General features: G+C 62.7%; 6 protein-coding genes and 1 tRNA gene. 6 read left to right on the forward strand and 1 reads right to left on the reverse strand.

Features of this window, described 5'->3' with window-relative positions; translation table 11 throughout:
- Positions 1-289: 289 nt before the first annotated feature.
- The 6 genes from NDN01_RS19905 to NDN01_RS19930 all read left to right on the forward strand — a co-directional run bounded on the left by NDN01_RS19905 (position 290) and on the right by NDN01_RS19930 (position 12,582).
- Positions 290-6,382 carry a condensation domain-containing protein gene (locus tag NDN01_RS19905; protein ID WP_272623575.1) on the forward strand — a complete coding sequence of 2,031 codons (6,093 nt, stop codon included), beginning with the start codon at positions 290-292 and terminating at the stop codon, positions 6,380-6,382.
- Positions 6,379-7,326, forward strand: a complete 948-nt coding sequence (locus tag NDN01_RS19910; protein ID WP_272623576.1) for a TauD/TfdA family dioxygenase — start codon at positions 6,379-6,381, stop codon at positions 7,324-7,326. The genes NDN01_RS19905 and NDN01_RS19910 overlap by 4 nt, the downstream gene beginning before the upstream one ends.
- Positions 7,304-8,329: a phytanoyl-CoA dioxygenase family protein gene (locus NDN01_RS19915; protein ID WP_272623577.1), complete on the forward strand. Its 1,026-nt coding sequence runs from the start codon at positions 7,304-7,306 to the stop codon at positions 8,327-8,329. The genes NDN01_RS19910 and NDN01_RS19915 overlap by 23 nt, the downstream gene beginning before the upstream one ends.
- Positions 8,326-9,915: an efflux transporter outer membrane subunit gene (locus NDN01_RS19920; protein ID WP_272623578.1), complete on the forward strand. Its 1,590-nt coding sequence runs from the start codon at positions 8,326-8,328 to the stop codon at positions 9,913-9,915. Before NDN01_RS19915 ends, NDN01_RS19920 begins: the two co-directional genes overlap by 4 nt.
- Positions 9,912-10,619 (forward strand): 4'-phosphopantetheinyl transferase family protein, encoded by a 708-nt coding sequence (locus tag NDN01_RS19925; protein ID WP_272623584.1) that lies wholly within the window; start codon positions 9,912-9,914, stop codon positions 10,617-10,619. Before NDN01_RS19920 ends, NDN01_RS19925 begins: the two co-directional genes overlap by 4 nt.
- Positions 10,620-10,773: 154 nt before the next feature.
- The gene (locus tag NDN01_RS19930; protein WP_272623585.1) at positions 10,774-12,582 is read left to right on the forward strand and encodes an ABCB family ABC transporter ATP-binding protein/permease; all 1,809 of its coding nucleotides are present in this window, start codon (positions 10,774-10,776) and stop codon (positions 12,580-12,582) included.
- Between the two features lie 265 nt (positions 12,583-12,847).
- On the opposite strand, the gene NDN01_RS19935 is transcribed toward NDN01_RS19930, so the two are convergent.
- Positions 12,848-12,922, reverse strand: a tRNA-Thr gene (locus NDN01_RS19935).
- Positions 12,923-13,053 lie beyond the last annotated feature (131 nt).

Consider the following 13,053-nt stretch of genomic DNA (forward strand, 5'->3'; position numbering starts at 1 on the left):
GCGTCGGCGCAAGGGCGCCGATACGCCGTGCGAGGATATTCTCCTGGCGGCGCTCGGCGAAGCGCTCGCCGACGAGGAACTGCTGCTTCATCCCGACACGCTGGCCAGGTGGTCGCAGGCGAACGGCTTTGCGCCACCGCTGGTCGAACCGAATTGCGCGCAGGGCGACAACGAGCTCGTCAACTTCCGCTTCAGCGCAACCTTGTGCCGTGCGGTGGAAGTCGACGTTGCGGCCATGTCGGTTCGCGATGGCGAGCTTCGCAACGCGCCGGTTGCGCGAGAGGCCGCATTGCTTGAAGCCGCGTCGCGGGCCCGGCCGAACCAGCCGATCTTCCGCCGCCTGGCCCGGCTGCCCGAAGAACCGGCTGCCGGTCAAATGCCCGACGGAACCAGCCTCCGGACAGCCCGGGCGCTGGTTCTCGTCACGCAAGATCCGCGCAAGCTGCGGGTACATCACCTGGACGGCGCCGTCGGTCTGGCGATGTGCGCGGCCGCTTTCGGCTACCGCTCCTCAGATCGATGCGATACGCTGCCGGTCCTGCCGAACCCGGGACGGCTCGATCCGCCGCGATGGAAACGTTTCCTGTCCGCGGTCGGGACTATTCATCAGCAACTGCGCGGGCAGGTTCCGCTGCAGATGCTGCCCCAGCGGCTCGTCCCGCTTCCCTACTGCCCGAGACTGCCGAGCGGGAAGCGAAACCAGGGCGCCCTCGAACGGGCAGCCACCGGTGGCCGATCCGCGGAACGGTCCGAATATCCGGAACCGGGCAGCCCGGAAGCCCGGGTCGCCGCGATCTTCCAGTCACTCCTGGGCAGTCCGTTCGCACGCGACGACGATTTCTTCGCCATGGGCGGCAATTCCCTGATCGCGACGCGGGCGCGCAATCGGCTCGAACGAGAGTTGTCGATCAAGCTGCCGCTGCGAGCCCTGTTCGAGGCGTCAACCCCACGGCTGCTGGCTCGCGAGATCGCGCGGACGCAGCAGGAGGCGGAGACCGGCCCGCGCAAGCGGACGCAAGGGACGGTTCCGATCATCAGCCACGCGCAGCGTCGCTTATGGTTCATCGAGAAGCTCGGCACCTCGGGCGCGGTCTACAACATCGCCCATTCCGTGAGCCTGGCGGGTCAAATCGATCTCGGCGCGCTCGACCGGGCGGTCGGCAGGCTCTGCAAGCGCCATGTCACCCTGCGTTCGACCTTCTATGAGCAGGACGGCGAGCCGCAGCTGCGGATCATGCCCCCCCGATCGGTCGGAAATATCGAGCTGATCGAAACGTGCCGGTCGCAGGATCAGGCGATCGGTCTGCTCGATCGCGAACAGCGGAACCGCTTCGATCTCGAACAAGGCCCGCTGCTTCGCATCCTCGCCCTTCCGATCGGTCGGGACGAAACCGTTCTGTGCATGATCTGCCATCACATCGTTTCGGACGGATGGTCGATGGGCATCGCCCTGAATGAGCTGGCGGCGTTCTACGAAGCCGAGCGCGCGGACGAAGATGTCGTGCTGCCGGAGCTCGCGATCGATTATCTCGATCTCGCGCTGCATGACGAGCAACCCGCGCAGCAGCGGAAATTCGCCGATCAGATCGCCTATTGGCAGGACGAGCTGGCCGGCGCCGCGCCGAACATGGATCTGCCGTTCGACCGCGTTCTTGCCAAGCGCAAATCCTGGGCGGGCGACGTCGTGTCGTTCGATCTCGACGCGGCCACCGCAGCGCGGATCGAAACGCTCGCAGCGCAGGAACGCGCCACGCCGTTCATCGTCCTGCTGTCGGCGTTTCATCTGGTTCTGCGAACCTTTGCGCAGCAGGACGATACGGTCATCGGCACCGTGCTCGCGAACAGGAATCGATATGAGTCCGAAGGGTTGGTCGGCTTCCTCGTGAACCCGCTGCCGCTGCGCGTCAGAAGTGAAGACGGTGACAGTTTCCGATCCCTGTGCGCGCGGACCCGCGAAGTGTCGCTGCGCGGGTTCGACAATCAGGATGTGCCGTTCGATGTCCTGGTCGAGCATCTGCCGAACGGGCGCAACGCGGATTCAGAAGCCTTTTTCCAGGTTCTGTTCGCATTGCAGAACAACGCGGCGGCCCAGCTGCGTCTCGGCGGTCTGGACGCGACGCGCCTTAGCCTGCCACCGATCGGGGCCATGTTCGACCTCAGCCTCGAACTGCGCCCCCGGCCCGAGGGTTATCGCGCGGTGCTGGAATATTCGACCGAACTGTTCGATCGCGAGACGGTTGCGCTTGTCGCGCAGCTGTTCGATCACACGTTGCAGGCGTGCCTGGCCCGGCCCGATGTTCCGCTTAACGAGACCGCGTCATTGCCCGAAGGCGAGCGCCGACGACTGCTGGCTTTCGGCCGGGGCGAGCCACTGGCCGAGCTTGCGGGCGACACGATCTGCCGCCGCGTGCAATCGATCGCGGGCACCGAACCCGACCGACCCTGTCTGAACGACGGCGCTATCAGGCTGACGTACACCGATGTGCTGGAGCAGGCACGCGCGCTGGCGGGAAAACTGCGTTCGGCCGGCTGCGGCGACAAGGACGCCATCGCGATCTCGGTCTCGCGCGGTGCCTCGGTGGTGGTGGCGATGCTGGCGGCGCAATGGGCGGGCGGCGTCCCGTGCTATATCGACCCGGCCTATCCCGAAAAACGCCAGCGCCAGTTGTTCGGACTTGCGGGCTGTGTTCTCATGATAGCCGGAGATAATCGCGGCTTGCGGGTCCTCGATGCGCAGGGATCGGAGCATGCCGACGCGCTGAATGTCGACACCCCGCTCTGCAGTGCATATCATCCGGCCTTCCTCGCCTTCACCTCCGGCACCACCGGCACGCCCAAGGTCGTGCAGGTTTCGCATCGGGCGGTCTGCGCGCGGCTTCGCGCGAACGACATCACCCTTGGCGCACTGACGCAAGCCGACACCTTCGCCCACTGCTATTCGTTCAACTACGACGGCGGCCTGGTTTGCACCTTCTGGCCGCTCACCCGCGGCACCCCCATCACCTTCGTGCCGTTGTCGCATCTGGGTGAACGAAATGCGCTGATCGCATGCTGCCGCGATGCCCGTGTGACCGTGATCGATGCGATCCCGCTGGTGATCGCGACCCTGATACAGGAACCGACCGACCTGCCCAACGTGCGCCTGGTCGTCACCGGCGGCGACAGCTGCCCGACGGATCTGCATCGTCGGCTGCGTCAGGCTCTGCCGGACGCCGACTTCGCGAACCAATACGGACCCTGCGAAGGCGTGTTCAACGCTACCACCGCCTTCTATCCGGCGAACGCTCCGCCCGCCGAGAGCGTAACGATCGGCAAACCGATCGCCGGCTGCGACATCGCGATCGTTGGCCCGACCGGCGGGCTTGTTCCGACGGGAAGCTACGGCGAACTCTGGATCGGCGATCCCTATCTCGCCGACGGCTACCTCGACGATCCTGCAGCAAACGCGGCCAAATTCGTCGAGGCCGACTTTTTCGACAGCCCGCAGCGTTTCCTGCGAACGGGAGATCGCGCGCGCTGGCTGAAGAACGGCGAGATCGAGTTTGCGGGACGCCTGGATCGCCAGGTCCAATTGAACGGCATGCGGGTCGAGCCGGACGAGATCGAAGCCGTGCTCAGGAAACTTCCCGACGTGAAGGAAGCCGCGGTCCTGATCGCCGACGAGCCATCCAGCCGGGTGTTGAGCGCTTTCATCGTGCCGAGCGACCCTTCCGACGACAGTCGGACTGCGACCGCCACCCGAGAATGGGAAGACGCATTCGATGCGCTCTACCGTGAAAGCCGGAGCGACGAAGAAACGTTGCTGGACTTTACCGGATGGACCAGGACGGCGGACGGGGAGCCGATTCCCGACAATGAAATGCGCGCCTGGCTGGCCGATACCGTCGCCATGCTCGAGACGGAGCAGCCGCGGCGCGTGTTGGAAGTCGGAAGCGGATTGGGGCTGATTGCGCTGTCGCTGGCGCCATCGTCGCAGACCTATGTGGCGACGGATATATCGAAGAATGCGATCGAGGTCCTGACCGCAAAGGCGGCGGCGAACGGCATATCCTTGCGCGCGGAACGGGCGTCCGCGCGGGAAGCCGCCCAACGCTTCGGCGCGGAGCGCTTCGACCTCGTCATTCTCAACTCGGTCGCTCAGTATCTTTCCGGCTATGATGAGCTAAGCGAACTCGTCGCCGATTTGTCGCGGCTGCTTTCGCCGGGCGGATCGATTTTCGTCGGCGACGTCAGGGATCTGCGAAAGGCGGATGCGTTCTATGAGGCCGTCGAGCGCAGCAGGCATCCCGCACAGAGTCCGGAAGACTTGGCTGAACGCATGCAACGTGCGCGCCTGCACGATGAGGAGGCGCATTTCGATCCGGAAGCCTTCAGCGCCATAGCCGAGCGGATCGGCATGGAATCGCCGGTCGTTCGGCTCAAGCCGCTCGCCATCGACAACGAGATGGTGAATTTTCGCTACGATGTTCTGTTTCGCTCCGGACATGGACCGGCCACGAACGATGACGGCTGGATGTTGGACTGGAGCGCGTGCGACCGATCGGGCGTGCCGAAGCTGTTGTGCGCCGCCGATGGCCCCCTGACGATAGCGAACGTCCCGTTTGCGGACGATGATCGCCCCGAAGCCAAGTCGCCGGCATTGCAAAGCCTGCTATCCGTCGCCGAGGCCCGCGGCTGGCACAGTGCGCTTTTCCCCTCCGCGCGCGATCCCAAGCTCTGCTTTTTCGCGATGGCCGAAGGAGCGTCCGACCCGGCGCTTTGGCGTTCTTACGACTGTGCAGCCGGCGAGCGCGGTCGGCGGTCGAACTATCCGGGCTTTTCGATCCGCATCAGGTCGCTCCGGCAGACCATCCAGGCGTCGCTGGAAGCCAGCCTGCCTGCGCATATGGTCCCGGCCGTGCTCGTCTTCGTTGACGAATTGCCGACCAAGCCGGGCGGGAAGATTGACGAAGCGCGATTGCGAAAGCTCTTGTTCTCGCAGCGCGCACGGTCTCACGAGAGTTCCGAAGACGATATCCTGCTGGCCGCGATGACCGATGTCTGGCGGGCGGTGCTCGAGGTGGACGTCCTGCCGCCAGATGCCGATTTCTTCGCCTTCGGCGGTCACTCCCTGCTCGCAACGAAGCTAGTCGCAAGAATCCAGCAGGAATTCGCGGTGAAGCTGCCCGTCGTGCGCGTCTTCGAATTACGCACTTTGAAGAATGTCACCGGGGCGTTGTTCGGCGATGCGGCTGCGCCGGATCCCGGGACGGACGAACTGCACCGGTCGGCTCTCGACAGGCTTACCACCAACCACAACCAGCTGCGGGCGTGGAATGCCTGTATCGCCGGGCAACCGACGCATTTCGGCGCCGCTTTCGAAATCCGCATGCCCGTCAGCTTCGACGAACTCGTCGCGGCGACGGCGGCGCTTCCCGAAATCCATCCGGTGCTACGCTGGCGATTCGACGAAAACGCCGATCTCTCCGATCCGGAACCCGGGCGGCCGCTTGTCTGCCTGCATCGGCTGGAGCCGGGGCACGACGCCCGCGCGCGCCTTCATATGCAGTTGGAAAGCGGCGACGGCGCGTTCGCCATCGATGCGTTCGAGCGAAGCGGATCGGTACGCGAAATCGCCGTCCGCGCACGGTCCGACCTGCTCGACGGCGCGTCCGTGCAGCAAATCTTCTCCGCCATCCTGGCAAATATCGGTCGTGATGGGGAACGGCAGACCTTGGTCGCTCCGTACCCTTCGCGGCAAGAGTGGCGCAAGAGCGCCGCGGTAACCCGTCCGACGCTTACCGGCGAAAATGGTGACATGCCGGAATATCCGACACAAGCCCGCCTCGTGACGACGAAGTTCGACCTGGGCCGCGAAGAAACCGCCCGGCTGGAGCGGCTTGGTCATGCGTGGAGCGTAACCACTCCGGCACTGCTGATGGGCGCTCTCGCGGCGCAGGCGCGGCAGGAAGACCGGGTCGTGCATATCGACTGCGCAACCGATGGCCGCCTGCGGCAAGGGGATCCAGCATTCTTCCCGATCGGTCCGCACAGCGAGGAGCTGCGTTTTCGTTTTATCAGGACCGAGCTCGAAGACGTTCGGGCATATGCGGAATGCGCGGCCGACCAGTTGATGAACGCATTGCGGCAGGGCCCGGCGGATATTGCCGAGCGGGCGCTTCGACCCGCTGCGATCGCATTCTCCTACCGCTTCGTAGCGGGGGCGGAGCATGGCCGATTTCGGCATGAGGTCCAGGCCAGCCACAGCTTTGCGCCCGACTGGCATCGGATCAAGCTCTCCTGCTTCCGGGGCGCGAACGGCCTGCGCATGGTTTTACGCGCGGCGGATCGTCCGGGCCCGGCGATCGACCTCCAGGCGATCCTGAAGGACCTGCTAGCATGAATGCCCATGGCAGCTTCGAAGGGCTGGAGCGGTTGCCGCGCGACGCGATCAACGAGCTTCCGCCCCAGGACGCTCCTGCCGGCCTGATCGCGGCCCTCGATCGCAAGGGCTGGTGCGTGATACGCAAGGCTGCCGACTCCTTGCCAGGATTCAGGCAGTTCGTTTCGTCGCTACATGTGCCGATCGCCGAACGGTACGGCGATCTGCCGCGATCGGGTGCGGCGGATGTTTTCCGCACGACGCCCTATCCTCCCGAAGAGGACCTGCTGTTTCATAACGAGGCTTCGCACACGTCGAAGGTGCCGAAATATCTCTTCTTCTATTGTCACCGGGCCGCCGAGACCGGCGGAGCTACGCCGATCAGCGATGGCGTGCGTGCGCTGGACCTGCTCGATCGGACGATAGCCGACACCTTAAGGCGGCATGGGCTCACCTATCGCAGGCGTTTCGTCGACGGGCTGGACGTCGCGTGGCAGGATTATTTCGACACCGACGATCCGGCGGAAGTGGAACGCCATTGCCGGCGGGACGGACTGGTTTCGTCCTGGACCGACGACGGGGTCCTGCAGGTCGACTATTCGACCTTGGCGATCGGCTGCCTGCCGGACGGACGGCAATCCATGTTTCATCAGGTCGCGTTGCATCATCCCGCATTTCTCGCCGACGAGATCCGCGAGTATTTCAGCGCGTACGATCCGCAAGGATGCACGCCCCGCAACGTTCTTCTCGGCGATGGCACGCCTTTATCGGACGAGTGGGCGCGGGATATACTCGCTGCGCAAAATCGTGCCGGGCAGTATTTCGTGTGGGAACGAGGCGATGTTCTTGCGCTCGATAATCGCGTTTACGCACATGGCCGGATGCGATTTTCCGGTTCGCGTGAAAACTATGTAATAATGAGTGCGCTGGAGGCTGTGAAAGATGTCTGCTCAACTGGGTTCTGAGGAATTGGACGTCGGCGAAGCCCTAGAACGCGACGGTTTCTGCGGCCCGCTCGATGCCGGTGCTTCGCGCGAGAAATGCACCGAACTCGCGCGTTCGATCTGCGAAGGCATCGAAAACCGCGAAATGCATCCGCTTTACGGGCGCTTTTCCGTAAGGGACTGGCATCTGATCAATAGCGACTTCCTGGAACTGCTCACCGGGCCTAAAGTTCTGGATGCGGTTTCGTTGGTGCTTGGCGATCGTTACAAGATGTGGCGGTCCAAGATATTCCACAAATCACCCGGCGAGGGCCCGCTGGGCTGGCATCAGGAATGGGGAGCCTTCAACGGGGAAGAGATCGGCAACGATCGCCCCGCCCTGATACCCGCGCCCGCGCGCAGGGATAGTGCTTGGAACGTCACGGTGTGGATGCCCCTGACTGACGTCACCCCCGACATGGGACCGATGCGGTTCGCCAGGGGCTCGCACAAGCGACGCTTTCCGATCAGGATGGGCCCCTTGGCGGAGACCGAATTCTACGTCGATCCCTTCACCGAGGTGACAAGCAAGGACGCCTTGATCCGGCGAGTGAAGACGGACAGCCTCTGCATTGACATCCACACTGCGCACTATTTTGATGACGTCTCGCTCGACGCCTTGTCTTTCGAGGAACTTCGCGAGCTGGTCGAAGCGAAGCTCCGGGAAGAGCAGGGCGCGATCACGCTCGATTTTCACGAAAGCGAGCACGAGATCGTTTCGATGCCGATGTCGGCCGGGCAGTTCGTAATTTTCACCGAGCGCTGCATGCACGGGTCTTCGGCCAACACCTCGGCCTTTCCGCGCATCGGGATCAACGCGCGCTTCACCTTCGACGACACGCAAGTCTATCCTTTCCGTCACTCGAAAGTGCCGATCGATGGCTCCAACCTCGACATAAGCCTGCATCGCACCGTCCTGATTCCGGGCTGGGAGGACGCTTCGGACGGAGCGTCGATCACCCTTGCCGACCTGAAGGCGGGATGAGACATCATATTGTGCGGAAACTCCCACAAGATCCGGCTTCCTTCGGCGCCGGCGACAACTGGACAGAAGCAAGGCGGCGGGACTTTCAGGGCCAGCTCGGAACGGCGGTCGAGGCCTGCAAATTGTTCATCGCCGCAATTCCTTTGGGCATCGTCTGCGCATGCGGTGTTTCACCGCCGTCGACCGTCATGCCGCCGACTTCCCTGCCAAGCTCTTTCCCAGGCGAGCTCAGTCCTGAAGGAAATATTTCGGCGGGACGCCTCTGTTGGCGTGATTTTCTCCCCGCGGACCTGACAATCGGGCCACTGGTCGAGCGCGCCATCGATCACAACCGGGATCTGGCAATCGCTACCGCCCGCATAGACGAAGCGCGCGCGTTATTGCGGCAACGGCGAATCGAGAACGGGTTGAACGTCCAGTCGAATGTCGAAGCGACGATCAACCGGACCACGTCCGGCGCGACCGCAGCGGGCGCGCTCCTCGAGAAACTCTTTCCGGAGGTGAGCGAGGGGATCGGGCTCCCGAACACCGCCACCTACCCGCTCTATCGGTCGACGCTGGCGATTTCGAGCTTCGAACTCGATCTGTGGGGCCGGCTGCGCAACCTGAGCGCTGCGGCGCGAGCCCGTGTCCTGGCAAGCGAATGGAACCGCAAGGCGGTGCAACTTGCGCTCTTGCGTGAAATCGTTTCCCAATCGTTGCGAAAGCTGGAAATCGGTGAACAACGGCACGTCACCCAACGGCTCCTAGCCTTCGAGAACGAGCGTCTCGACATTCTCGAATTGCGGGAAACAAAGGGTCTTTCCGCTCCCCAGGACGTGCTGGCCCAGCGCGAACGGATCACTGAAGTCGACATCGCTCTGTCGCAATTCGCTTTGGACGAAACCGGTTTGACCAACACGCTGGAATTCCTGACCGGCGGGAGCGGATGGACCGCGCCCGATCAAGCTGCCGGTTCGCCGTGGGCGAGCCGGGCGAGGATCGACGCCGGCCTGCCATCGCGGCTCCTGCTGCTGAGGCCAGACATCAGAACTGCCGAGAGCAATCTGCTCGCGATGCGTGCCGACCTTTCCGCGGTCAGGGCGCGCCTGTTCCCGAGCATAAACCTCACCGGCCTATTCGGGTTTGCTTCGTCGGATTTGGGCTCCCTGTTTTCCGGCAACGCTATGGTCTTCAGCGGTGGCGGGATGATCGACCTGCCGATCTTCGACCGGCCGGCGCGGCTGGCCAACATCGACTTGACGAAGGCGCGCGAACGCCAGGCCGTGGCCGAGTATCAGAAGGCCGTCGAAAGTGGTTTTCGAGAAGTGAAGGACGCTTTGGCCGCTCGCCGCTGGTACGCAATCCACGCAGAAACTATCGCACGACAGGTCGCGGCAATCAGCGCGCAGGTCGAGATTGCGAAGGAGCAGGAGCAAGCTGGCTTGACCAGCGGCCTCGATACCATCGCGGTCGAGCGTCGCTTGTTGGAAGCGCGCGTGCGTCAGGTCTCGAATTCCGCCCGTTTGGCCGAGGCGGATTTTGCCGTCTTTGTCAGTCTGGGCGGCGGCGATCAGATGTGTGGAAAGTCGTCGACAGGAAGATGACCCGCTCGACGCCAAATCCTTTGGATGACGAAAGACTGGCGCTTGTCGACGCCATGCATGCAATCGTTCCGCACGGGATTCGGCACGATATCCGCCGCATCTCCGGCGCGTGGATCGAAGACCTGCTTCCCGAAGAGCGGGCGATCGCCGCGGACTTCACCGATGCGCGCCGGACCGAATTCGCAACCGGCCGAACGAGCGTGCGCCGCCTTCTTCGGGAGCTGGACTCGGCCGATCCGCCGATCTTGATCGGGGCGCGGAGAGCGCCGATCGTACCGCCTGGCCTTCACGCGAGCATTTCGCATTGCGAAACCTTCGTGGCGACCATCGCATCCAAGGCGACCCATATCATGGGGCTGGGCGTCGATATCGAGTTCCACGACCGCGTGACGCCCGATCTCGCAGACGCAGTGCTGTCTCGTACCGAAAAGGCGGATCTGAAGCGTGACCGGGGTACCCGCTCGCTCGCCTGCTATTTCAGTGCGAAGGAAGCAGCATTCAAAGCAGTTCACGGGTTGATCGGGAAGTATATAGATTTTTCCGATATCGAGCTGACGATTTGTTGCGATCGCTTCGTAGCGCAGCCGCTTTTTGTTGATCGTGCGCTTGAGGACATCCGCGTGGAGGGTCGGGTCACCGAGCGCGAGCGCTATGTCCTGGCCGTTGCGTGGGCATCGCCCGTACGCGCGTCCGCCCAGATATGAGCGCAAGAACGAATATCGCCGGGACGTTGCCCATAATGCTTTCGGTGCGGCCTGCGCCGAACCGTCGAGGTGCAGCCTGGACACGGCATCTGGATGCGGCACATTCCGGCGGTGGTTCTAGAATTCAGGACCACGCACATCGATACGAGTACGTGTGATCTCCGCTAACGCTGGCCCCGCGCAAGATGATATCGGCAACTGGAGGACGCTCAGACGCTTTCTGCCTTACCTATGGTCGCGCCGCAATCCTACTTTCAAGCGACGGATTGTCGGCGCCCTGTTGCTCGTGCTGGCGGCAAAGGCGACGAGCCTTGCCCTCCCCTTTGCATACAAGCAGGCCGTAGACGCTCTCGCCGGTCAGTCCGACGACGCGGGCACGGTCGCCCTCGCCCTCGTCATCGCTTACGGAGCCGGCCGGTTCGGCGCCGTTCTTTTCGATCAGCTGCGCAATATCGCGTTTGAGCGCGTCGGGCAGGAGGCGACGCTGCATCTGGCGAGCGATGTTTTCCGCCAGTTGCATCGACTTAGCCTGAGCTTCCACCTCGAAAGACGGATCGGCGAGATCTCCAAGATTATGGAGCGGGGAGCAAAAAGCATCAATGCATTACTCTATTTTCTTCTGTTCAATATTATTCCTACCCTGCTTGAGCTGATTGCGGTCGCGATCATCTTTTATTTAAATTTCGGTTGGGAACTGGTGTTCGCGACAGCGCTAAGCGTCACGCTCTACATTCTCGTGACGCGGTTGATCACCGATTGGCGCACAGGGCTGCACGTCAATATGAATACGCTCGACGAACAGGTGCTGGGCAATGCGATGGATTCGCTGCTGAACTACGAAACGGTCAAGTATTTCGGGGCGGAGGAACATGAACAGGCGCGCTACACGACTGCCGCGCGGGCCTATGCCGAAGCCGCGATCAAAAGCGAGAATTCGCTTGGCTGGCTGACCATCGTCCAGGCTCTTATCACCAACGCGCTGCTAACCGGCGCCATGGCGTGGACCGTGTGGGGCTGGGATAGGCACCGGCTGACCGTCGGCGATCTCGTCTTGGTCAACACCTATCTGATGCAGCTGTTCCGGCCGCTCGATATGATCGGCATGGTCTACCGCCTGCTCAGGCAAGGAATAGTCGACATGGCGGCGATGTTTCGCCTGCTGGATAGCACGGAGGAGGTCAAGGATCAGCCTGGCGCTCCGGCGCTGAAGATCGATCGGCCGGTCGTTACGTTCGAAGATGTATTTTTCGGCTATCGCGATGGTTTTCCCATTCTGCATGGCCTGAGCTTCGAAGTACAGGCCGGTCAAAGTATCGCGATAGTCGGACCCAGCGGTGCCGGGAAAAGCACCATCACGCGGCTGTTGTTCCGTTTCTACGACCCTTGGTCCGGGCGGATCCTGGTCGACGGGCAGAACATTAGCCATGTCTCTCAGGCCAGCTTAAGACAGCATATCGGCTTTGTCCCGCAGGACACAGTGCTGTTCAACGACACGATTGCCTACAACATCGCGTACGGACGCACGGGGGCTGCTTTAGATAGCGTGGTGAAGGCGGCACGCGACGCCGCGATGACGCCCTTTATCGAAAGATTTCCCGATGGCTTCGCCACCCGGGTGGGACAGCGCGGCTTGCAGCTTTCCGGCGGAGAAAGGCAACGCCTCGCGATCGCCCGCACGTTGATCAAGGATCCGCCGATCCTGCTCTTGGACGAAGCCACCAGCGCGCTGGATACCCGCACCGAGCAGGAGATACTCGCGACGCTGCGTAAGCTGACCGCAGACCGCACGAGCATCTCGATTGCGCATCGGCTTTCCACCATCGCGGATGCGGATGCCATCCTGGTTCTTGACCAGGGCGCTTTAGTCGAGCGGGGGACGCATAATGAACTACTCCGCCAACGCGGATTATACGCGGATATGTGGATGAGGCAGCGTAACGACGAGCGGGGACCAGCGGCCTAGACTAGTGACGGCCGCTCTGTCTGGAGACTCTATTCTTCGGGCGGAAGCCTCGCAATCGCGGCCGAATCGGCCCTCTGACGGTACTCGTGGAGAGTGCTCTTAAAGATCCCTCTAGTACCCAATCCGTTGCTTCGGACGCCACCGAAAGCACGCCAGAGCCGCCTGCGTTTTCGTGCCGCTTGTGTCCAATACGTGTCCAACCGCCGGAGAGGGGTCCGGAAGCCCCCGAGGGGGTTGGCTAAGCCATTAATTTATAGAAAGAAAATGGTGCTGCCGGTGAGGATTGAACTCACGACCTCAGCCTTACCAAGGATGCGCTCTACCACTGAGCTACGGCAGCATTACCGGTCCGGAGCCCTTACGGCCAACGGCGGAGCGCGCCTAAGAGACGAGGGCGGCGGGATTGTCAAGGCGAAGCGGGCATCGGATAAGGCATTATGGCCGACAAGGACGAGAAAGCCGCACGCCTCG

The sequence above is a fragment of the Sphingomonas sp. QA11 genome (genome assembly GCF_028473665.1).
Lineage (GTDB): Bacteria > Pseudomonadota > Alphaproteobacteria > Sphingomonadales > Sphingomonadaceae > Sphingomonas > Sphingomonas phytovorans.